A 22,201-nucleotide genomic window follows, 5' to 3' on the forward strand; every position below is an offset into this window, starting at 1 on the left:
CGCGGCAAGGCTTGAGGCGCCGGGCGGCGCGCTATAGGTTCCGCCCCTCGTTTATGCGGCGCCCCGGAGCCCCCCACACGTGACCGATCTGTTCGAAGAGGTCGAGGAGCAGCTTCGCTCCGACCGCTACAAGGAACTTGCGCGCAAGGTCCTGCCCTGGGTGCTCGGGGTCGCGGCCTTGGCCCTGGTGGCCACCCTGGCCTATTGGGGCTGGGACACCTGGCGCAGCAACAATGTCGCCAAGGCCTCGGATCAGTACGCCGAGGCGATCGAAGCCTTGCAGGCGGGCGACCGCGAGAAGGCGCTGAGACTCTGGACCGAGACCTCCAAGTCGCAGGCGCCCGGCTACAAGGCCCTGTCGCTGATGCATCTGGCCGCCTATCAGATGTCGCAGAACAAGACGGACGAGGCGGTGAAACTGCTCGACCAGGCCGCTGAAGCCGCCCCCGACGCCGCGCTGGGCGACGCCGCCCGCCTCAAATCCGCCTTGGCCCTCCTCGACACGGCGAGCTTCACCGACGTGGAGGCGCGCTTGAAGCCCCTTATGGAAGACGGCCGGCCTTACCGCATCCAGGCGCGCGAGGCGCTGGCCTTTGCGAAGATCCGGGCCGGCAACCTGTCCGGCGCCCGCAGCGACTTCGTGGTCATCTCGCAATCGCTCGACGCAGGCGAAGGCGCCCAGTCGCGGGCGCGCGCCGCCATGGGCCTCATCGATTCCGGCTCGGCCAAGGAGGTCGCCGCCGTGGTGAAGGCCGCCCAGGCGCTGCCGCCGCCCGCTGTGGGTCCGCAAGGGTCCGTCCCGCAATCCCAGGACGTCGCGCCGCAATGATCCGCCGTTCCACGATCCTCGCGACCGTCGCCGTCATCGCCATCGGCCTGTCGGGCTGTTCCACCATCAGCCGCCTGAACCCGTTCGACCGCGGCGACGACGGCCCCTCCGAGCTGGCGGGAGAGGGACAGCGCATCTCGATCGTTCCGGCGGACCAGATCCTCGAGCCGGCCGAAGCCCTGAAGGGCGTGGATTTCGCCCTGCCGCAACCCCAGACGGTGGCCGCGTGGCCTTTGCCCGGCGGAACGCCCGAGCAGGCGCTGGGCAATGTGGCCCTCGGCGAGAACCTGGCGGTGGCTTGGCGCCGCAGCTTTGGCGACGGCTCGAAGCGGGGCCGCTATGTGACTGCGCCGCCTGTGGCGGCGGACGGCAAGGTCTTCGCCATGGATTCCGAGGGGCGCGTCGCCGCCCTTGACGCCAGCACGGGCGCTCAGGTCTGGCGGACGAGCACCAATCCGGGCGACAACAAGCGCGACCGCCTGGCCTTCGGCGGCGGCATGGCCTACGCCGACGGCAAGCTCTATGTGGCCACCGGCTATCGGGAAGTCCTCCAGATGGACGCCCGCACGGGCGCCATCGCGTGGCGGTCCAGGACTCCGGAAGCGATCCACGGAGCGCCCACGGTGGCGGCGGGCCGGGTCATGGCGATTGCGCTGGACAACACCTTGCTGACCTTCGACGCGGCCACGGGCGCGCCGTCGTGGACCTATCAGGCGCTGTCCGAGCCCGCCCGTATCCTGGCGGCGTCCAGCCCGGCCGTGTCGGGCGACACCGTCGTGGCGGCGTTCGGCTCGGGCGAGCTGGTGGCGCTTCGTGCGGCCAACGGCAACGATCTCTGGAACGAGGCGCTCTCGCGCGCCAGCCGCACCAGCGCGCTGTCCGAGATCCGCGATATCGCGGGCCGCCCCGTGATCTATCAGGGCGACGTGTTCGCGGTGAGCCATTCGGGCGTGTTCGCCGCCACCGACCTGCGTACGGGCCAGGCCCTCTGGAGCCTGCCGGTGGTGGGCGTGACGGCGCCGTGGCCGGCGGGCGACGTGGTCTATGTGGTCTCCAAGGGCGGCGAGGTCATCTGCGCCAGCCGCGAGACGGGCCAGATCTACTGGATGCGCGACCTCAACGAGGGGTTCAAGGGCAAGAAGGTCGGCGGCTTCTTCGGCATCGGCGGCCAGCGGCAGAACCGCCCGCTGTGGTCGGGTCCGCTCCTGGCGGGCGAGCGCCTGTTGATCACCGGCCAGACCGGCGACATGGTGGTGCTGAACGCCAAGACCGGCGAGATCCAGCGCCGGATCGGCCTCAAGGGCTCGGCCACCATTTCGCCGATCGCCATGGGCGACACCCTGTACGTGGTGACCCAGGACGCCGATCTGATCGCGATCCGCTGACCCGTCAGGTAGACTTCGCCTCATGGCGCTCAAAATCGCGATCGTCGGGCGGCCGAATGTCGGCAAATCCACGCTGTTCAACCGGCTGGCGGGCAAGAAGCTCGCCATCGTGGACGACCAGCCGGGCGTGACGCGCGACCGCCGGTTCGCGACTGGCCGGCTGGGCGACCTGGATCTCCAGCTCATCGACACCGCCGGTTTCGAGGACGTCACCGACGAGAGCCTTGAGGCGCGCATGCGCGCCCAGACCGAACTCGCGGTGGACGAGGCGGATGTGGCCCTGTTCGTCGTCGATGCGCGGGAGGGCGTGACGCCGGCCGACGAGATTTTCGCCGAGCTCCTGCGCCGCAAGGGCAAGCCGGTGGTGCTGGCGGCCAACAAGTCCGAGAGCAAGGCCTCGGAGGCGGGCGTGCTCGAGGCTTTCGGCCTCGGTCTGGGCGAGCCTGTTCCGATCTCGGCCGAGCACGGGGAGGGGATGGCCGACCTCTATGCGGCCGTGGCCGCCCTGGCGCCCGATCCGGACGCGCAGGACGACGAGGCGGCGGGCGTCAAGCCGATCAACATCGCCATCGTCGGGCGCCCGAACGCCGGCAAGTCCACGCTGGTGAACGCCCTGATCGGCGAAGACCGGCTGCTCACGGGCCCCGAGGCTGGGATCACGCGCGACGCCATCCCCGTGGATTGGGAATGGGACGGCCGCCCGATCCGGCTGGTGGATACGGCCGGGCTTCGCCGCAAGGCCAAGGTTCAGGAGAAGCTGGAGAAGCTCTCCACCGGCGACTCCATCCGCGCCATCACGTTCGCCGAAGTCGTGCTGCTCGTGATGGACGCCACGCACCCGCTCGAGATCCAGGATCTTCAGATCGCCGACCTCGTCGAGCGCGAGGGGCGGGCTCTGGTCTTCGTGCTGGCCAAGTGGGACCTGATCCCGGACGCGGCCGCGCGTCTGGCCGAGTTGCAGGAAGAAGTGGCCCGGCTGCTGCCCCAGGTGCGCGGTTCGCCGATGGTGGCGCTGTCGGCCGAGACGGGACGCGGGCTGGAGCGGCTGCTGCCGGCTGTCCTCAAGGCGCACGGCGACTGGACCACCAAGGTCAAGACGCGCGATCTCAACGACTGGCTGCGGATGGCGGTCGAGCGGCATCCGCCGCCGGCGGTGAACGGCCGCCGGGTGAAGCCCAAGTACGTGGCCCAGACCAAGGCCCGTCCGCCTACCTTCGTGCTGTTCGCCAGCCGCGCCGACCAGCTTCCGGACCACTACCGGCGCTATCTGATCAACTCGATCCGCGAGAGTTTCGACCTGCCGGGCGTGCCGATCCGGCTGTCGGTTCGCTCGAACAAGAACCCGTACGCCGAGGGCGAGGAGAAGAGCGGGCCTGGGCCGGCGCGAACCGCGCCGTCGTCGGCCCGGACCGGACTCGCCGCCAAGGCCCGCAAGGCGGCGGCCGAAAAGGCGCGCGAGGGCGCCGAGGGCAAACCGAAGGCGCCGCAGAAGGCGAAGAAGCCCAAGTCGGGAACTCCGCGCGGGCGTGCGGCCAAACTGGCCCGACCCGGTGTCAAGCCGAAGCGGGCGTCCCGGCCGTCTTCCAGTCCGCGAAAGCCACGTTAACGGTCGGCAGGCCCAGGTCGGCCTGGGCCAGTTCCACGATCAGCGGGCCGATCTCGGCCGGGTCGGGCAGTTTGGCCGGATCCTCGCCGGGCATGGCTTCGGCCCGCATCCGGGTGCGCATGGCGCCGGGGTCGAGCAGCACGGCGCGGATCTTCGTCTGCTCCAGTTCGTCGGCCCAGGTGCGGACCAGGTTTTCCACCGCGGCCTTGGTCGCGCCGTAGGTCCCCCAGAAGGCTCTCGGGTGTTGGGCGCGGCTGCTGGTCAGGAAGATCGCCCGCGGCCGCGCCGAAGCCCGCAGCAGAGGCTCCGCCGAGCGGATCAGGCGGAAGGTGGCGCTGAGGTTCACCGCGATGTTCCGGTCCCAGTGACTGGGCTCGATATGGGCGACGGGCGTCATGGGACCGAGCAGGGCCGCGGCGTGGACCAGCACGTCCAGCCGGCCGAACCGCTGGTGGATCGCCAGTCCGAGCTGGTCCAGGCCGTCGACCTCGCCGATATCCATCGGGACCAGGGTGGCCGGCTGGCCGGTGAGGGCACGGATTTCGTCGTCGAGGGCTTCCAGCGCGCCCTGGGTGCGGGCCACCGCCACCACATGCGCGCCGGCGGCGGCCAGGGCCAGGGCGGCGGCCTTGCCGATGCCGCGGCTCGCGCCGGTGACGAGGGCGACGTGATCGTGAAGGGGGGCGTCGTGCAGGGGACGTTCGGACATGAGGCGGCGTCTCTAGCCGCTTTCGGGTGTCGTGTCAGGACGCTGTGTCGGGACGCCGGGCGTAGCGTTGCGCCAGCGCGGCGCACACCATGAGCTGGAGCTGGTGGAACACCATCAGCGGGATCATGGCCACCCCGGCCACGGCGGGGGCGAAGAGCGCTGCGGCGATGGGCGCCCCGCTGGCGAGCGATTTCTTCGAGCCGCAGAAGACGATGGCGATCTCGTCGGCCGTGTCGAAGCCGAGACGGCGCGCCGCGAGGGTGGTGAGCGCCAGCACCGCAGCCAGGAGGACCACGCAGATCGCGAGCAGGCGCACGAGGTCCAGCCCGCTCAGCCGGCTCCACACGCCGTCGACGACGGCGCTGGAGAAAGCCACGTAGACGATGAGGATGATCGTGCCCCGGTCCAGTTTGCCGAGGAGCGCGCCGTGTCGTGCGACGGTCGCGCCGATCCAGGGGCGCAGGACCTGTCCCGCCACGAAGGGCAGGAGGAGCTGGATCATGATGCTCCAGAACGCCCCGGGGCTGATCGCGCCTTCGGCGTGCATGAGCACTCCGACCAGCGCCGGCGTCAGGAATACGCCCACGAGGTTGGAGGCCGACGCCGCCGCCACGGCCGCCGGCACGTTGCCGCGCGCCACCGACACGAAGGCGATCGAACTCTGGATCGTCGAGGGAAGGCAGCCCAGCAGGATCAGGCCTGCGGCCAGCTCGGGCGGGCTGATCCAGGCCGGCAGGAACGTGAAGCCCAGCGTCAGGGCCGGGAACAGCACGAAGGTCGCCGCGAAGATGGTCAGATGCAGGCGCCAGTGCGTCAGGCCCGCCAGCACCGCTTCGCGCGGTAGCCGCGCGCCGTGCAGGAAGAAGACCATCGCGATGGCGATCTTCGTCGCGAGGCCCAGACCGTCCGCCACGTCCCCGCGCGCCGGCAGGACGCTGGCGAGCGCGCCGGCCGAGATGATGAGGATCAGGTACCAGTCCGGCTTGATCCGCCCCCAGAGGGCGGGCTTGCCGCCGCTCACGCGTCGACCAGGAACGAGAGCTGGCGTTGAGAGATTTCGTTCCGCCCCTCGGCGATCTCGCGGTCGAGCAGCCGGGTGGGATAGTCGCCGGTGAAATAGTGGTCGGTGAACTTGGGACTGGCCGGGTCGCGCTGGGTCCCCATCGCCCAGTACAGGCCGTCGACCGACAGATAGCCCATCGAGTCCACGTTCAGGATGCGGGCGATCTCGTCGACATCGTGGTTCGCCGCCAGCAGCTTGTCCCGGTCGGGCATGTCGATGCCGTAGTAGTCGGGCCACTTGATCGGCGGCGAGGCGCTCCGCAGGTGGACCTCGGCGGCGCCGGCTTCGCGCACCATGCGCACGACGCGAACGGAATTCGTGCCACGCACGATGGAATCGTCCACCAGCAGCACCTTCTTGCCCGCCAGCACCGAGCGGTTGGGGGCCAGTTTCATCCGCACGCCCAGCTCGCGGGCGCCCTGGGTGGGCTGAATGAAGGTGCGGCCCACGTAGTGGTTGCGGATGATGCCCATTTCAAAGGGCAGGTTCGCTTCCTGGGCGAAGCCGAGCGCCGCGGGCACGCCGGAATCGGGGACCGGCACGACCACGTCCACGTCGGCCGGCGTCTCCTGCGCAAGGCGGCGGCCCATGCGCTTGCGCACGTCGTAGACGGACTGACCGTTCACCACGGAGTCGGGGCGGGCGAAGTAGACGTACTCGAAGATGCAGGGGCGGGCCTGCTGGGCTGGGAACGGGCGGAAGCTGCGCAGCCCCTTCTCGTCCACCACCAGCATCTCGCCGTGCTCGACGTCGCGCACGAACGTTGCGCCGATCATGTCGAGCGCGCACGTCTCGGAGGCGAACACCGCCTTGCCGCCCAGGTCGCCCAGCACCAGCGGGCGGATGCCCAGGGGATCGCGTACGCCGATGAGCTTCTTGTTGGTCATGGCGACCAGCGCGTAGCCGCCCTCGATCTGCTGCAACGCCTCGGTGAAGCGTTCGAGGAACCGGGCCCGGCGCGAGCGGGCGATCAGGTGCAGGATGGCTTCGGAGTCCGAGGTGGACTGGAAGATGGCCCCTTCCGAGACGAGCTGGGCGCGCAGCGCCAGGAAGTTGGTCAGGTTGCCGTTGTGGGCGAGGGCGAGGCCGCCGGCCTCGAGGTCGGCGAACATCGGCTGCACGTTGCGGATGAAGCTGCCGCCGGCGGTGGAGTAGCGGGTATGGCCGATGGCGGTGCGCCCCGGCAGGCGCTTGCCCAGGTCGCCGCCGCCGAAGGCGTCGCCGACGTAGCCCATGTGGCGCTCGGTGTGGAACCGCTGGCCGTCGAACGAGGCGATGCCGCAGGCCTCCTGACCCCGGTGCTGAAGCGCGTGCAGACCCAGCGCGGTGATTCCGGACGCCTCGGGCGTCTCGTAGATGCCGAAGACGCCGCACTCCAGTCGGGGGGAGTCGTCGTCGGGGTCGCGCGGGGGCGGCGACCAACGCTCGGCGGCGTGGGTCAGGCTCATCGGGAAGGCTCCGAACGGTCGGCGGCGGCGGATTCGCGGGCCTCGTACCTCTCTGTCGCCGTTCTGTCACCTGACCCGTCGCCGATGGCGCGATCAAAGGCGGGTCGGAGGCTGTCGGCGAGGTCCAGTCCGCGGGGCGCGAGGGACTGGAGGAGGCGGCCCATGTTGGCGGCCGTGGGCCAGGTCTGGGCGCCGGTGATCCAGCGGGGACGCAGGTCCTCGGGCGTGGCGGCGTTGAACATCAGGTACAGGGCGCCCAGTACGATCAGGCCGCGCCCCAGGCCGATGAGCAGGCCCAGAGAGCGGTCCAGGAAGCCCAGCATCTGGGTGTTCTGCACCTGGCGCGCCACCCCCGCGCCGATCAGCCGCAGGGCGACGAAGGCCACGGCGAACACCAGCACCAGGGTCGCCACCGTGCCGAACCATCCGGGGATCACGTCGCGCACCGATGGACCGAAGGCGGGAAGGGCGATGACGGCGAGGCCGGCGGCGGCGACCAGGGCGATCAGCGCGAACACCTCGCGCACCGCCCCGCGTGCGAAGCCGACCGCGGCAGAGATCGCGAGCAGGGCCAGGACAAGGATGTCGAACTGGGTCAAGGGCGTCTTCCGCCCGGAGTCCACCGGGCGTCCTGGATTCTCTGGACGGCGTCGGCGAGGCGGCCGACGCCCATGGGGGCGATCGGGGGTGCGAGGGCGCCTCCCGCGTCGGCGTCCAACGGTCCCAGGGCGCGACGGAAGCCCAGCTTCGCGGCCTCCTTGAGGCGCCCGTCCATCCGGCTGACCGGGCGGACCTCGCCCGACAGGCTGATCTCGCCGAAGACCACGCAGTCCTGCGGCAGAGCGACGTCGAAGGCCGACGAGGCGAGGGCGGCGGCGGCGGCCAGGTCGGCCGCGGGCTCGGAGATGCGCAGGCCCCCGGCCACGTTGAGATAGACGTCCCGGTCGCCGAAGCCCAGGCCGCAGCGGGCCTCCAGCACCGCCAGCACCATCGCCAGCCGGCCGGAATCCCAGCCGACGACCGCGCGCCGGGGCGTGCCGTAGGCCGAGGGCGCCACCAGCGCCTGGATTTCCACCAGCACCGGGCGCGATCCCTCGATCCCGGCGAACACCGCCGCGCCGGCCGCCCGCTCGCCCGAGGTGTCGAGGAACAGGGCCGAGGGGTTCTTCACCTCGGCCAATCCTGCGTCGCCCATCTCGAAGACCCCGATCTCGTCGGTGGCGCCGAAGCGGTTCTTGGCGCCGCGCAGGATGCGGAACGGATAGCCGCGCTCGCCTTCGAACGCGAAGACCGCATCGACCATGTGCTCCACCACGCGCGGGCCGGCGATCGCGCCCTCCTTGGTGACGTGGCCCACCAGAATCACGGCCAGGCCGCGCGATTTGGCCAGCCGCACGAGTTCGCCCGCGGCGGCGCGGACCTGGGTCACCGAGCCGGGGCCGGCCTCGTGGGCGTCGCTCCACATCGTCTGGATCGAGTCGATCACCACGAGGTCGAACGGATCGGCCTTCAGGCCGTCCACGATGGCGCGCAGCCTGGTCTCGGCCGCCAGTCGCACGGGCGCGTCGGCCAGGCCCATGCGGTGGGCGCGGCCGCGCACCTGCTCCACAGCCTCTTCGCCCGAGATGTAGGCCGCGCGCACGCCCCGCCGCGCGGCGCTGGCGGCCACCTGGAGCAGCAGGGTGGACTTTCCCACGCCGGGATCGCCGCCGACGAGGATGGCCGAGCCCGGTACGACCCCGCCGCCGCAGACCCGGTCCCACTCGTCCACCCCCGTGACGATGCGAGGCGGGGCCGGCGTGGCCGTATCGAGGCCCTCGAACGGCAGTTGACGGGTGCGCGCCTTCGACGCCGGCTTCATCGCGCCGGGCGGGCGGGTGGTCAGTTCCTCGACCAGGCTGTTCCAGGCGCCGCAGGCCGGGCACTGGCCCGACCAGCGGGTCTGGGTCGCGCCGCAGGACTGGCAGGCGTAGACGGCGCCGTCGCGGGCCATGAGGTCTCCTGATTCGAGCGTGGGGAACTTTAGCCCAGGCCGCGGGAGCGGTCTGTGCGGTGGGTTGCGGTGACGGGCGCAGGAGTTACGGTGCCCATACGACAGTTTCGGACGCAGGGAGAGGCGAGATCATGAGCGTAGTGGAACCCGGATCGGCTGGCGCGGGACTGGTCGCGCGGGTGAAGGACATCCTGACCAAGCCCTCGCCCACCTGGGACGTGATCGACCGCGAGCGGCCGAGCGTGGGCCAGCTCTACACGGGCTACATCGCGCCGCTGGCGGCGATCCCCGCGGTCTGCGGCGCGGTGGGTATGGCGGTGATCGGCGCGGGCGCCATGGGGATCACCGTGAAGCTGTCGCCGGCGAGCGCGGTGACCCAGGCGGTGTTCGGCTTCGTGATGAGCCTGGCGATGGTCTATGTCGTCGCCCTGATCATCGACGGCCTCGCGCCAACCTTCGGGGGACAGAAGGATCGTCTCCAGGCGCTCAAGGTCGCGGCCTACGCCTCTACCGCCTCGTGGGTCGCGGGCGTGTTCTCGCTGATCCCGATGCTGGGGATCGTGGGTCTCCTGGGCGCGCTCTACAGCCTGTTTCTTCTGAGCAAGGGCCTCCCCCGCCTGATGAAGGCGCCGGAGGAGAAGGCGGCGCCCTACACCGTGGTCGTGGTGGTGGTCGCCATCGTGCTGGGCCTCGTCATCGCGATGGTGACTGGCGCGGTCACCGGTGCGGTGACGTCCATGACGGGCGGCGGACGCGGCGCGTTCGGCGGCGCCGAGGTCAGCGGCAAGGTGAACATCCCCGGCGCGGGCGAGGTGGACGTCGCCAAGCTGGAAGCGATCGGCAAGGCGCTGGAGAAGGGCGAGCCTGGGCCGGTCTCCGACCCCGAGACGCTGAAGGGCTACCTGCCGGGCGGCTTCGCGGGCTTCACCCGTGGCGATGTGAGCACGGGCGCGGGCGGTGTCGGCGCCATCCAGGGCGCGCAGGCCGAAGCCGAGTATTCGCGAGGCGATTCTCGGATCACCCTGGAAGTGACCGACGCCGGCGGTGCGGCGGCGCTGGTGGGCCTCGCCGGCGCCTTCAACGCCCGTTCGTCCAAGGAGACGGCGACGGGTTACGAGAAGATGGGTCAGGTCGACGGGCGGCTGACCCAGGAAACCTACGACCGCGAGGCGCGCCGCGGCGAGTACGGGGTGCTCGTCGGCCAGCGCTTCTGGGTGAGGGCCCAGGGCGACGGCGTGACCATGGACGAGCTGAAATCGGCGGTGGCGGCCGTGGGGCTCGACCGTCTGGAGGCGGCGGCGAAGGCCGACTGACCGCCTGGGAGACCTCGGCGCGCCCTCAGGCTTCGCCGAGGTAGACCCGTTCGGCCCGCTGGCTCAGGCGGACGAGCACCTCGTGCGCCACGGTGCCGGCCGCGGCGGCGAGGTCGTCGAGCAGGGCGTTCGGCCCCAGGATTTCCGCCGGATCTCCCGGCGAGACCGGGGCGTCGCCGACGTCGACCACCAGGAGATCCATGTTCACGGCCAACAGGGGCCGCAAGGCGCCGGCGACCCACGCCCGGCCGTGTCCCATCGCTGCGCGGATCACGCCGTCGGCATAGCCCGCGCCGACCACGGCCACGCGCAGGGGCCGGTCGGCCGTGAACGTCTGGCCGTAGCTCAGGCGGTCTCCGGGGCGCAGGCTGCGGACATCGAGGACGGGCGCGGTGAGCGTGGCCACGGCGCGAAGGCGCGGGTCGGGCCGCTCCTCGGGTCCGCCGCCGAACAGGCTCACGCCGCCGCGCACGACCTCATGGTGGTACGCCGGGCCCAGGAACGCCCCGCCGGATGCGGCCAGGCTGGTCCTGGCCTCGGGGAACAGGGCGCGGGCTTCGCGGAATCGGGCGAGCTGCTCGGGATTGCGCGCCTCCCCGGGATCGGTCGCCGAGCCCAGGTGGCTGACCAGCAGCGGCACGTCCAGCGCGCCCAGGCCCTCGGGCGCGCCCGCCAGTGCGCGGGCTTCCGCCAGGGTCAGCCCCTGGCGGTTCATGCCGGTGTCGATCTGCAAGGCGGCCTCGTAGCGGCCCCGCGCGGCGGCCAGGGCGAGCGCTGCGTGCGCCTGGGGCAGGGTGGCGATGACGGGCGTGAGGCCGGCGGCGTCGAACCGGGCGGTCACGCCCGGCGGCAGGCCGTCGAAGACGTAGATGGCGGCCTCGCGGTCGCCGAGTTCCCGACGCAGGGCCTCGCCCTCTGACACGCGCGCCACGAAGAATCTCCGGACGCCCTCGGCCCAGAGGCGGCGCGACACCGGCCCGGCGCCCAGCCCATAGGCGTCGGCCTTGACCACCGCGGCGACCTCGGCGCCGGGGGTGACGCTGCGGAGCGTCGCGAGATTGTGGGCCAGGGCGTCGAGATCGATGACCAGCCGGGCGCGGTCGGAAGGGATCATCCGCGCCTAATGCGGATCGTAGCGGCCGGAGTCCCGGGCCAGATTGCCGAACTTGGTGGTGTCGGAATTGAATGACAGCTTCACCGTGCCGATCGGGCCGTGGCGCTGCTTGCCGATGATAACCTCGGCCAGGCCCTTCACCTGGTCCACCTGTTCCTGCCAGGTGAAGTGTTCGGGCGTCCCTTCCCGCGGCTCGAGCCGGCTTAGGTAGTATTCCTCGCGATAGACGAACATCACCATGTCGGCGTCCTGCTCGATCGAACCGGATTCCCGCAGGTCCGAGAGCTGGGGCTTCTTGTCCTCGCGATTCTCGACCTGCCGGCTGAGCTGCGAGAGGGCCAGGATCGGAATGTTCAGCTCCTTCGCCAGGGCTTTCAGGCCCTGGGTGATCATCGAGACTTCCTGCACCCGGTTGTCCGGGCCGCCGGCGCCGGTGGTGATGAGCTGGAGATAGTCGACGATCAGCAGGTCCAGCCCGACCATACGCTTCAGACGGCGCGCGCGCGCGGTCAGCTTGGCCAGGGTGATGCCGCCGGTGGCGTCGATATAGAGCGGCGCTTCCTGGATCTCGAGCGCCGCGTCGCGGATGCGGCCGAACTCCATGGCGTCGATCTCGCCCTTGCGGAGGCGGTCGCCCGAGACGCCCGAAGCTTCGGCGAGCAGGCGCATGGCGAGCTGTTCGGCCGACATTTCGAGCGAGAAGAAGGCCACGACGCCGCCCCGCACGGTCTTCTTGGATCCGTCGGGCTGGGGCTCCCACGCGTAGTGGCGGGCCACGTCGAAGGCGATATTGCAGGCGAGCGACGTCTTTCCCATCGAGGGCCGGGCCGCCAGGATCATGAGGTCGGAGGGGTGCATGCCCCCGATCTTCTGGTCGAGATCGATGAGGCCTGTGGAGAGACCGGCGAGGCCGCCGTCCCGGCTGTGGGCTTCGGCCGCCATCGCCACGGCCCCGCGCAGGGCGTCGGCGAAGTTCACGAAGCCCTGGGAGACGCCGCCCGTCTCGGCGAGCTGGTAGAGTTGCTGCTCGGCCGCCTCGATCTGGTCGCGGGCGTCGAGTTCGGCGTCGCCGCGTTGGGCCGTCGTGGCGATATCGCCGCCGATCCGGATCAGGTCGCGCCGCAGGGCCAGGTCGTAGACGGCGTTGGCGTAGTCGGGCGCGTTGGCGGCGGGCGGGGCGCGATCGACCAGGTCGGCCAGGTAGCGCAGGCCGCCCAGCTCCTCGAACGCAGGGTCCCGGGCGAAGTGTTCGGCCAGCAGGATCGGCTCGGCGAGCTGACCCTTGCGGATGTTGGTCTGGATGGCCTGGAACAGCCGCTGGTGGAGCGGCTCGAAGAAGTGCTCGGGCTGCAGGTGGTCGCCCAGCCGCTCGAAGGCGGCGTTGTCGTAGAGCAGGGCGCCCAGCAGCGCCTGTTCCGCCTCCACATTGGCGGGGACATGCGGGATCGATACGTCGTTGGACGCCGTGGGCGGGGGAGGGCGGAGGTCGAGCGCCGGGACGAGGGCCATGGGTCTATCGATAGCCAAGGTGAGCCTCCGGATCACGGCGGCGCACCCGCCCTCGCCACACCTGTCCACACACAGTTTCGAGCCTGTGGACAAAGGCGGAGCGGTTCAGGGACCGTCCAAACGAAACGGCGCGGGTTTTCACCCGCGCCGACGTCAGAATCGGACGTAGGCCCGATCAGAAGCTGACCGAGACCCGGCCGTAGACGTACCGCCCCGAACGCCCGAACGGCGCATAGTTCGAGAACGGGGTGTTGGAGGTGGTGTTGAGCGTCGGCGGCGTCTTCGTGGGGTAGACGTCGAAAACGTTGTCGGCGCCCAGCGAGACGCGGACCTGCTCGGTCACGTTCCAACGGCCTTCCAGATCGACGACCGTCCGGGCCTTCAGGACGAGGTCCTGGGCGGCCGTGGTCCCCGGGCTGAGCACCGAGCCGTAGCGGATCGCGCGGACCGTGGCGCCGAACGGCCCCATCGACCAGTCCACCGAGCCCGTGAGCTTGGAGTCTGGCGTGCCCTCCTCGAAGGTCAGGACGTTGATGCGGTCGAACAGCGGCGGCGCCGGATTGAGCGCCGAGAGCTGCGGCGTCGCCGGCACCTTGGTCACATCGGTGTCGTTGAAGTTCGCGGCGGCGGTGAAGGCGAAGGTTCCGGCCGTTTCGGTGACCATGCGGTAGTTGGCGATGATGTCGACGCCCATGGTCTCGGTGTCGACGCCGTTGATGAAGAACCGGCCGCCCCCGATGCCCACGAAGCCCTGGGCGGTCAGGAACGCCCGCACGTTGGCCTGCGTCAGGTTTTCGGAGAGCACGATCCGGTCGTCGACGTCGATCCGGTAGGCGTCCACCGTCAGGCTGAAGCCGCCCGAGCGGAAGACCGCGCCCACCGCGAAGTTCAGCGACTTCTCGGCGTCCAGCGGCTGGGCGCCCAGAGCGGCCGCCACAGGGTCGGTGGCCGGGAAGGTCGTGATGTCGAACGGCACGCCGTTGATGAAGTTGGTCGAGGTGGCGGTGAAGTACTGCTGCTGGAGCGACGGCGCCCGGAAGCCGTTCTGCACCGACGCCCGGATCGCGAAGCTCTCGTTGAAGTCGTAGCGCAGCGCGAGCTTGCCGGTGACGGTCTCGCCGAAGTCGGAATAGTGCTCGGCCCGAACCGCCGCGGAGGCCAGGAGCTGATCGGTGAGGTTGGCTTCCAGATCGAGGTAGCCGCCCACCGACGTCCGATGCTTGTCCACCTCGTTGGCGGGACGGAAGCCGGGGAAGACCTGGGCGCCCGACGGAGTCGGCTGGCCGTTCAGGAGGACGCCGCCGTTGCGATAGGAGTCCGGCTCGCCCGCGAAGATCTCGTAGCCTTCGCGACGCAGTTCGACGCCGGCCGCCACGTTCAGCGGCGAGGCCAGGCCGACGTCATAGGTGCGTACGCCCGACACGTTGAAGACGAGCTGGTCGTACTTGAAGCCGCCGGCTTCGAACACGGTCTTGCTGGACGGCCCGATCGAGCGGTTCAGCGTGTCCCGGATGGTGAAGTCCATCTTGTTCGAGCCATAGACCAGGGACGTGTCCATGTCCCAGTCGCCCAGCTTCCAGGTGACGCCGGCTGCGGCCGAGAAGTCCTGCACCTCGGGATTGATGAGGGGGAGGAAGCCGTCGGGATAGATCTGGGTGATGTTCCGATCGTCCAGCGCACGGCGGAAGAAGCCGCCCGCGGTGGAGTCGCGGTTCTGGTAGCTCAGCCAGCCGTACAGGCTGGTGTCGGCGGACAGGTCGTACCCGGCGTTTGCAAACAGAGTGTACTGTTCGAGGTCGGGCTCGCCGTACCAGGCGTTGTAGCGGTCGATGGTGGCTTCGCGCGGATCGAATGCGCCGCCCACCAGGGCGTACTGTTGGCGCCAATCGGGCGCGGTGCGGATCGTCTTGTTCTGGTCGACGTACTCCGCCGCCAGGGTGACGAAGCCTTCGGCGCCGAGCGGCAGGCCCACCCAGCCGGAGAGGTTGATGGTTTCGCCGTCGGTGCGGTCGTACTTGGCCTTGTCGGCGACCGACCAGTTGGCGCCGGCCGGCACGGCGCCGACCAGGGTGTTCACTTCGGTGACGCGGGCGCCGTAGGTGGCGGTGATGTTCCCGCCGCGGGCGGCTTCGCGGAGACGGACGTTCAGCACCCCGGCAATGGCGTCGGAGCCATACTGCGCCGAGGCGCCGTCACGCAGCACCTCGACCGACTGGATGATGGCGGACGGAATGGTGTTGAGGTCGACGGCCGAGGAGCCGCGCCCGATCGTGCCGTTCACGTTGACCAGCGAGGCGGCGTGACGGCGCTTGGAATTCACCAGCACCAGGGTCTGGTCGGGGCCGAGGCCGCGGAGCGTGGCCGGGCGGATGGTGTCGGTGCCGTCGGCGAGGCCCGGACGCGGGAAGTTGAACGACGGCAGGGCCAGCGAGAGGGCCTGGCTGACCTCGCTCACGCCGACGCGGTTCAGCGCGTCCTGGCTGATGACGTCCACCGGAACGGCCGTGTCCAGCGCCGTGCGATTGGCCACACGTGTGCCGGTGACCACGACCTCGCTGATCTCGGAATCGTTCTGGCCGCCGCTCTGGCCGCCCGTCTGGGCGCTCGCGGCGCCGGCGAAGGAAAGAAGGCCCGTGGCCGACGCGGCCGCGAGCAGAAGGTAGCGATGACGCATGAAATCCCCTTGTTCGGCCGCTCCTGGAGGCGGGCGGCCATTGTTCGGGGAAGCTAGGGACGCTCGCTTTCGACGAAAATGACAATATTGCAACAGTGACATGCGAAAGCGGCGCGGAGGATGCCCTCCGCGCCGCTTCATGTCGCCGGTGTGGCGCCTCGTCCTCAGGCGTCGGCGGGCGCGTACTCCTGCGCCGCCTGGCCGGCGCCGCCTTCCAGGAGGTCGGCGGCGGCCTGTTCGGCCGCCTGACGCTCGTCCTCGAACTGCGAGGCGATCACGTTCTCGCCGCGAGCCTGGCGTTCGGCCTCGTCCTGGCTGCGCGCGATGTTCAGGGTGACGGTGACCGCCACTTCCGAATGCAGGCGAACCTTCACCTCGTGCATGCCGAGCGTCTTGATCGGCTTGTCCAGCACGACCATGGCGCGTTCGATCTTGCCGCCTTCGGCGTTGACCGCATCGGCCACGTCGCGACCCGACACCGAACCGTAGAGCTGGCCGCTTTCGCCGGCCTGACGGATCAGGATGTACTGCGTGCCGTCCAGCTTTTCGCCGGCGCGTCCGGCCGTTTCCTTGGCCTTGGCGTTGCGGGCCTCGATCTCGACGCGCTGGGCTTCGAAGACCTTCAGGTTGGCCGCGTTGGCGCGGAGCGCCTTCTGGCGGGGCAGCAGGAAGTTGCGGGCGTAGCCGTCCTTGACGTTCACGACGTCGCCGAGCGTGCCCCAGCCTTCCAGCCGTTCGAGCAGAATGACTTTCATGTGCCTGGCCTCCCTTACTTCACGACGTAGGGAAGCAGCGCCAGGAAACGGGCGCGCTTGATGGCTTTGGCCAGCTCGCGCTGCTTCTTGGCGGACACTGCGGTGATGCGCGACGGCACGATCTTGCCGCGCTCGGACACGTAGCGCTGGAGCAGCTTCACGTCCTTGTAGTCGATCTTCGGCGCGTTGGCGCCCGAGAACGGGCACACCTTGCGGCGACGGAAGAACGGGCGGCGGGGGGCGCCGGCCGAGGCGCCGGCGGCCGGAGCCGGGGCGGCGGAGGTTTCTTCGCTCATGGAGTCAGCCTCCCTTTCTTAGAATTGCGGGGCGTCGTCGCGGCGTTCGCGTTCGCGATCGCGGCGGGCGAGGATCGGCGAAAGCTCGAGGTCGAGCTCTTCGACGCGCACGGTCATGTAGCGCAGCACGTCTTCGTTGATGCTGAGCTGACGTTCCATCTCCTTCACGACCCCGGCGGGGGCGTCGATGGCGAGGAGGGAATAGTGACCCTTGCGGTTCTTCTTGATCCGGTAGGTGAGGTTGCGAAGGCCCCAGTATTCGATCTTCGCGACGTTGCCGCCGCCTTCCTCGATGAGGGTCTTGAGTTGATCGTTGAGGGCTTCGGCCTGTTGCGGCGAGATATCCTGCCGCGAGATGACGACGTGCTCGTAGAGCGCCATAGGTTTCCTTCTTCCGTTGTGGAAGGCGGCGCGTCCGGCGGCGGAAGCCCGCCGGAAACGATGGCTCTGCCGCGGCGGCCGGGTGTTTCCCGACCCATTCAGGCTCCGCGAGAGACCGCCTTCCGTAGAAGAGGCGGGCTCATAGGGGAAAAGGTCTGCAAGGGCAAGGGTGTTCCGGTCTTGCAGGGCGGGGGCGGCTATCCGATCCTGTCGCAGATCGGGGAGCGGCGACATGCGGAAATGGGTGCTGGTGGGGTTCGTGGCCGGCCTTGCCTTCGGGACGCCGGCCTGGGCCGAGCCGTCGGACGACGCGCGCGATCTGGCTCGGCGCTACATGGCGGCGCTTCGCATGGAGAGCCAGGTGAGCGCGATGATGAACAACCTGATGCCTGCCATGATCGAGCGCGCGGCGAAGGCCCAGGGGCAGCGGCCGAACGCCGAACTCACCGAGGCTGTCACGCACGCCGCCGCGGAATCCATGCGGGCCATGACCCCCATGCTGATGGAGGCCATGATCCCGGCGACCGTGGAGACCTTCTCGCGGGAGGAGTTGCAGGCGGCGGTCGACTACTACGAAAGCCCGCTGGGCCAGTCGCTGGTCGCCAAGACGCCCGCGTTCATGGCCAGGTCGGTCCCGGCCCTGAACGCGTTGATGCCCCGGATGGAGCGGGACATGCAGGAACGCATCTGCAAGGAGATCGGCTGCGAGACGCGGTGAGATCTATTTCTTCGCCTTCCAGGCCTTCACGGCGGACAGGGTCTGGGCGACGTGCTCGGTTGGGTCCAGCTTGGAGTAGGCGTGGATCACCGAGCCGTCGGGGGCGATCACGTAGGAGGTCCGGTCCGAAAGGTTCGGCATCGCCGTCATGACCGAGTCGTACGACTTGGCGATCTTCGCGCCCGGGTCGGCGGCGACCGGGAACTTGCCCGAGCATTTGTCGGTGTCGGCCGAGATCTGCTGGAGCTTGTCGAGCTTGCCGGCCGTCACCCCGATGACGGTCGCCCCGCTGGCGGCGAATTCGGGCATGGCGTCGGCGAACATCTTGGCTTCGAGGTTGCAGCCCTTGGTGTCGGCGGCCGGGAAGAAATACAGCACCACCGGACCCTTCTTGCGGGCCTCGGCCATCGAGAATGTCAGCGCCTTGCCCGCCTGGTAACCCTGGGCCGTGAAGTCTGGGGCCTTGTCACCGGGCTTGAGAGCGGCCAGCGCGGGCGAGGCGACGAGCGCGGCGGCGAAGGCGGCGATGAGGGCCTGGTGCATCGGGACGGGACGGGTCATGGGCGTATCCTCTGGGCCTGGACGGCGTTGGCCCATTGAACACCAGCTTCCGCCCGACGCAACGACCTCAGTTGTAGTCCACGCTGACGGTGATCACGCCGGAGTAGGCGCCCGTCGGCGTCGTCGGCGCGATCGTGAGCACGCCGCCGATGTTGAAGCTGTAGGTCCCCGCCGCGCCCAGCGCGCCGCTCAAGCGCGGACTGGCGGGGACGGTGTCGGTCAGGTTGACGATCAGACTGCCCGGTCCCGTCAGGGTGACCGTCGTGGGGATGGATACGGAGACCAGCTGGCCCCCTTCGCCGCTGATCGTGAACGCGCCGCGGGTCGGCGCCGGCGTGGGCCAGGCGAAGGCGCCGCCCGTCACCGTGCGATTTCCCGTGCTCTGGTTGATGGTGATCTTGCTGGAGCCCGTAGCGGGGATCTGAATGCGGCCGAAATTGAGGTCCGAGGTCGCGGCGACCGACAGGCCGCGATAGGTGCGGACCCGGCCACGGTCCGCGTCGCCGCCCATCGAGAAGCCCGCGCCGTCCAGGGCGCTGACCGAGAAGGTGTTTTCTCCCAGTCCTGTAGGCAGTCCGGAATCGTCGCCCGCCACCGGGAAATCCGCGCCGACGAAGAAAGTCTTGGGGGAATTGTGTCCCGGCGGGGCGATCGAGAAGTCCAGCGGCTGCCCGCCGGTCGGCGGGCCGACCAGCGCGGCGGTGCCCATCGTCACGCTGAACGCCTGGAAGGTGCGGGCCCGGCCGGTGGTCGTGCCGATGGCCGTCACCCGGATCGGGACGTTGGCGGTGTCGCAGGTCGTCTCGCCGGCGCGTGTATGGCGGCAGGTCACGGTCGCCGTCAGCCGCCGCCCGCCGCCGGAGAGGACCGTGACCGCTCCGCTGCCCGCATCGATGCGGAAGACGGTGTCGCCGGCCGCCGCCGAGGCCACCGTCCCGATGTCGATGGGGTTCTCCACATTGACCGTATAGATCGCCGCCCGCGCGGGCGGCGCGGCGAGCGCCACGAGCAGTCCGAGCCTCCAACCGGAGAGGCGTTTGGGAGAAAGCTTCGTCCGCATCGCCCTAGCCGCCTCCCGCCCGCGCCGTAGCGCTGTCCTTCGTGGCCGGTTCGAAGCGGACCTGGACCGTCACGTCCGGGGCGAAGTCCCCATCGCCCCGGATGACGATAGCGGGCTCCTCGACCAACCGCATCCGCAGCTTTTCGGCCTGCAAGGGGTCGAGCCGGAGTCGCCACGCGCCCTTCGGCACGGAGTCGAACATGGCCGAGCCGTCGAACTCGGTCACACCGTCCACCGCCCTGCCGCCTTCGCGTACGAGTTGGAGGCGGACCGAAGCCAGGCCGACCCGCTGGCCGTCGTCCCGAAGCAGTTCGACCTTGACCATGACTCCGCCGGTGGGTTGCAGGGGGAAATCGACCCGCGTCACCGATCCCGGCCGCGGGCGCAGGTGGAGTCGGGTCGGCGGGGTCGAGACCGCGGCGTTCTCGAGCCGCTCCAGGTTCACGTCCATATAGGCCGAGGGACCGGCGCCCAGCCCGGTGACCATCGCGCGGCCGTCCGCGCCCGTGACGGCTTCGCGGGCGAGGCCGCCGTTCAGGCCGACATTGGCCGTCGCCGCTTCCCCGGACTGGCGCACCCCGTCGCCGTTCTCGTCGAGGAAGGCGTTGAACAGCACCGACCCGCCGGTCCCCGGTCCGGGGCGAAGCACCTCGTAGCGGCCGCGGTCGGGATCGTAGCCGAGGCCGAAGCTCCACTGCGCCGCGACGCGCCAGTCGGATCGCGTGTTGTCGTACTCTCCGGTGAGGGCCAGATCGCCGAAGGACGCGCCGTAGATGCTGGAGACCGTGACGTTCCAGTCGTTTGCGCGGTCGAGCGGCTGACCCAGGCCGAAGCGCAGCGCCCAGGCGTCCGACAGACGCCGGTCCACCACCAGGCTGAAAAAGCGCGCCTTGAAGTCGGGCAGGATGTCGTAGTCGAAGGACGTGCGGATCTGCCACCGGTAGTTCCGGAAGGTCGACGCCGAGACATAGCCCTTGAGCGTTTCCGACGTTGCGGCGGGTCGCAGGGCGCGCCGCTCGTACTCCAGGCCCGTGGACAGCAGCACCTGGCCCAGCCCGGTCGAGGCGCGGGTCGCCGCCAGGAAATCGTAGGACCCGCCGGCATAGGTGTTGCGGATCGCCCGCAGCGAGACGGGGATGATCCGGCCCCGCAGGTCGACGCTGGAATCGAGGGTGAGTTCGCTCCGCCGCCGGAGCTGGAAGCGGGCGTCGATCCCCAGGTTGTTCTCGTCCACGAAGCCGCCGCGGTATTCGGCGTGGCGCAGGACGGCGGCGACGTCGCCGAATTGTCCGGCGGCGCCCAGCGAGGCGCCGCGTCCGCCGCCTGAATCCCAGCCGCTGTCGATCTGGGTGGCCAGGCCGAACAGGGAGGTGCGGGCGCCCAGGCTGAAGACCCCCAATCCGCCCCCGGCCGGCTGGGGAACGCGCGCGGCGCCCGCCGCCAGGCTGACGAGGTCGGTGAGGCCGTAGTTCAGCGTGGCCACCGCCCGCAGGCCGTCGCCCGCGAAGAGCCGGGGATCGCCGATGACCGGCACGCCGCTGTCGCGCAGCCGGAACAGCGGCTGGTTCTGGTCGACCACCCCGAAGGCGAGCTGGGCCTCGCCGCGCCGCAGCAGCGCCGCGCCGACGTTGATGACCTGGACCTCTTCGATCCGCTCGCCCCGCGGCCCGTAGGTGACCACCCGAACGACGTTAAGGCCGGGCGACAGCGGCAGGTCGAGAAACTCATAGCGGCCGTTGATGGCCTGGTTGGTCGAGGCGCGCAGCACGTCGTTGACATAGAGTTCGACGTCGAACCCGGGGGGCAGTTCGCCGCGCAGGTCGATGCTGTTGAAGACGCTGGCCTGTTCGATCGGCGCGGTGGAAACGGCGAATCCGCGGCCGGCGATGGTCCGCGGGCCCATCGACATGGCCGGCGCATAGACGTCGCCCAGGTTGATCTCCCGCGCATGCAGCGGACCCAGCATGGCCCCCTCGGCCGAGCGGCGCTGGAGCAGGAGGCGGGCGCTGGTGGCGCGTCCGTCCTCGTCCGACGCGAGATAGGCCTGGGCGTTCGACCAGAGGAGGTCGCCGGCCAGGCGCAGGTCGTAGCGAAAGGTGCTGTCCCGGCGTCCCTGGCCCACGCCGGCCTCCAGCACGACGTCGATCCCCGGCGGGGTGAAGGCCGCATAGGGCTGTTCGATCCGCAGTGTCTCGTCCTGGAAGGCCGTCGGTCCGGCGCCGGGACGTGCGCCCGCCCGTTCGAGCCGCGCTTGCACCGGGAATTTTTCCCGGGGGTGCAGGCGAAGCGCGAGTTCGTCGCTTGCGACCTCCAGCCGGGTGTCGAGGAGAACGCCCAGGACCGAGGCGCGGACATAGATCTCGGTCGGCGTGATCGCGGCGTCGCCGGGCGCCAGCGGCTGTTCCCGCCCGCCCGCGCGCAGGATGCCGCCGTTCAGGTCCATGAGGACGGGGCGGCGCGCCTGGCCCAGACGCCCGACGATGCGGCCCTCGCCGGGCAGGACATCGATGTCGGCTTCGAGCAGCCGGGTCAGTTCGCCTGCGGGCAACAGGGGGTCTTCGGGATTCCCGTAGGCGCCGAGGCCCTCGCTGAGGGTGAGGTTCTGCAACGTAGCCGAGAAGAGCAGCAGCGTGTCGGGATCGAGCGCGCGGTGCGCGACCGCCGGCGCGGATTGGGGGCTTTGCGCCATTGCGGGGGCGGCCAGGCCCACGCACAGGGCCGCCGTGACGCAACCAACTTGCCAGGAAATCGAGTTTTCGGCGCATGATCGCGGGGCGAAACGGGCGT

19 protein-coding genes are annotated in these 22,201 nt (G+C 70.1%); 5 read left to right on the top strand and 14 right to left on the bottom strand.

What is annotated here, in order from left to right; genetic code table 11:
* Positions 1-79 precede the first annotated feature (79 nt).
* Genes ABS78_RS12055 through der form a run of 3 tightly spaced genes read left to right on the top strand, consistent with a single transcriptional unit; the run spans position 80 to position 3,820 of the window.
* Complete coding sequence (locus tag ABS78_RS12055; RefSeq protein ID WP_293379126.1) at positions 80-829, top strand: tetratricopeptide repeat protein; 750 nt, start codon at positions 80-82, stop codon at positions 827-829.
* A complete protein-coding gene (locus ABS78_RS12060; protein WP_293379129.1) occupies positions 826-2,214 on the top strand; it encodes a PQQ-binding-like beta-propeller repeat protein in 1,389 nt (462 codons plus the stop codon). Before ABS78_RS12055 ends, ABS78_RS12060 begins: the two co-directional genes overlap by 4 nt.
* Before the next feature lie 22 nt (positions 2,215-2,236).
* Positions 2,237-3,820 carry a ribosome biogenesis GTPase Der gene (gene der / locus ABS78_RS12065; RefSeq protein ID WP_363083139.1) on the top strand — a complete coding sequence of 528 codons (1,584 nt, stop codon included), beginning with the start codon at positions 2,237-2,239 and terminating at the stop codon, positions 3,818-3,820.
* On the opposite strand, the gene ABS78_RS12070 is transcribed toward der, so the two are convergent.
* The 5 genes from ABS78_RS12070 to radA are packed head-to-tail and all read right to left on the bottom strand — an operon-like array spanning position 3,768 to position 9,033.
* Complete coding sequence (locus ABS78_RS12070) at positions 3,768-4,529, bottom strand: SDR family NAD(P)-dependent oxidoreductase (protein ID WP_293379132.1); 762 nt, start codon at positions 4,527-4,529, stop codon at positions 3,768-3,770. The two genes, der and ABS78_RS12070, sit on opposite strands and share 53 nt — an antisense overlap.
* 34 nt (positions 4,530-4,563) lie before the next feature.
* The gene (locus ABS78_RS12075) at positions 4,564-5,550 is read right to left on the bottom strand and encodes a bile acid:sodium symporter family protein (RefSeq protein ID WP_293379136.1); all 987 of its coding nucleotides are present in this window, start codon (positions 5,548-5,550) and stop codon (positions 4,564-4,566) included.
* Positions 5,547-7,040 carry an amidophosphoribosyltransferase gene (gene purF, locus ABS78_RS12080; protein ID WP_293379139.1) on the bottom strand — a complete coding sequence of 498 codons (1,494 nt, stop codon included), beginning with the start codon at positions 7,038-7,040 and terminating at the stop codon, positions 5,547-5,549. Before purF ends, ABS78_RS12075 begins: the two co-directional genes overlap by 4 nt.
* Positions 7,037-7,639, bottom strand: coding sequence for a CvpA family protein (locus ABS78_RS12085; RefSeq protein WP_293379142.1), 603 nt, complete (start codon positions 7,637-7,639; stop codon positions 7,037-7,039). Before ABS78_RS12085 ends, purF begins: the two co-directional genes overlap by 4 nt.
* Positions 7,636-9,033, bottom strand: a complete 1,398-nt coding sequence (gene radA / locus ABS78_RS12090) for a DNA repair protein RadA (RefSeq protein WP_293379145.1) — start codon at positions 9,031-9,033, stop codon at positions 7,636-7,638. The genes ABS78_RS12085 and radA overlap by 4 nt, the downstream gene beginning before the upstream one ends.
* Positions 9,034-9,164: 131 nt before the next feature.
* On the opposite strand from radA, the gene ABS78_RS12095 reads away from it, so the two are divergent.
* The gene (locus tag ABS78_RS12095; protein ID WP_293379148.1) at positions 9,165-10,346 is read left to right on the top strand and encodes a Yip1 family protein; all 1,182 of its coding nucleotides are present in this window, start codon (positions 9,165-9,167) and stop codon (positions 10,344-10,346) included.
* A gap of 25 nt (positions 10,347-10,371) precedes the next feature.
* Here ABS78_RS12095 and alr read toward each other — a convergent pair whose 3' ends face one another.
* From alr to rpsF, 6 genes are all read right to left on the bottom strand, one after another.
* Positions 10,372-11,460, bottom strand: coding sequence for an alanine racemase (gene alr, locus ABS78_RS12100; protein WP_293379151.1), 1,089 nt, complete (start codon positions 11,458-11,460; stop codon positions 10,372-10,374).
* 6 nt (positions 11,461-11,466) lie between these two features.
* The gene (locus ABS78_RS12105) at positions 11,467-12,969 is read right to left on the bottom strand and encodes a replicative DNA helicase (RefSeq protein WP_293379154.1); all 1,503 of its coding nucleotides are present in this window, start codon (positions 12,967-12,969) and stop codon (positions 11,467-11,469) included.
* Between the two features lie 175 nt (positions 12,970-13,144).
* Entirely contained in the window at positions 13,145-15,643 is a 2,499-nt protein-coding gene (locus tag ABS78_RS12110; RefSeq protein ID WP_293379157.1) for a TonB-dependent receptor, read from the bottom strand.
* A 164-nt stretch (positions 15,644-15,807) separates the two neighbouring features.
* Positions 15,808-16,398, bottom strand: a complete 591-nt coding sequence (gene rplI / locus ABS78_RS12115) for a 50S ribosomal protein L9 (protein WP_293379159.1) — start codon at positions 16,396-16,398, stop codon at positions 15,808-15,810.
* A gap of 14 nt (positions 16,399-16,412) precedes the next feature.
* Positions 16,413-16,694, bottom strand: a complete 282-nt coding sequence (gene rpsR / locus ABS78_RS12120; RefSeq protein WP_293379161.1) for a 30S ribosomal protein S18 — start codon at positions 16,692-16,694, stop codon at positions 16,413-16,415.
* Between the two features lie 18 nt (positions 16,695-16,712).
* The gene (rpsF, locus tag ABS78_RS12125) at positions 16,713-17,075 is read right to left on the bottom strand and encodes a 30S ribosomal protein S6 (RefSeq protein WP_293379163.1); all 363 of its coding nucleotides are present in this window, start codon (positions 17,073-17,075) and stop codon (positions 16,713-16,715) included.
* A 232-nt stretch (positions 17,076-17,307) separates the two neighbouring features.
* Here rpsF and ABS78_RS12130 point away from each other — a divergent pair, with 232 nt between their 5' ends.
* Positions 17,308-17,793, top strand: a complete 486-nt coding sequence (locus ABS78_RS12130) for a DUF2059 domain-containing protein (protein WP_293379166.1) — start codon at positions 17,308-17,310, stop codon at positions 17,791-17,793.
* A 3-nt stretch (positions 17,794-17,796) separates the two neighbouring features.
* Here the strand turns inward: ABS78_RS12130 and ABS78_RS12135 are convergent, their stop codons facing one another.
* The 3 genes from ABS78_RS12135 to ABS78_RS12145 all read right to left on the bottom strand — a co-directional run bounded on the left by ABS78_RS12135 (position 17,797) and on the right by ABS78_RS12145 (position 22,103).
* Positions 17,797-18,354: a peroxiredoxin gene (locus ABS78_RS12135; protein ID WP_293379169.1), complete on the bottom strand. Its 558-nt coding sequence runs from the start codon at positions 18,352-18,354 to the stop codon at positions 17,797-17,799.
* A 67-nt stretch (positions 18,355-18,421) separates the two neighbouring features.
* A complete protein-coding gene (locus tag ABS78_RS12140; protein ID WP_293379172.1) occupies positions 18,422-19,414 on the bottom strand; it encodes a DUF4402 domain-containing protein in 993 nt (330 codons plus the stop codon).
* Positions 19,415-19,418: 4 nt separating this feature from the next.
* Entirely contained in the window at positions 19,419-22,103 is a 2,685-nt protein-coding gene (locus ABS78_RS12145; protein ID WP_293379174.1) for a hypothetical protein, read from the bottom strand.
* Positions 22,104-22,201 lie beyond the last annotated feature (98 nt).

Origin of the sequence: Phenylobacterium sp. SCN 70-31 (genome assembly GCF_001724605.1) — a bacterium.
Classification (GTDB): Bacteria; Pseudomonadota; Alphaproteobacteria; order Caulobacterales; family Caulobacteraceae; genus Phenylobacterium.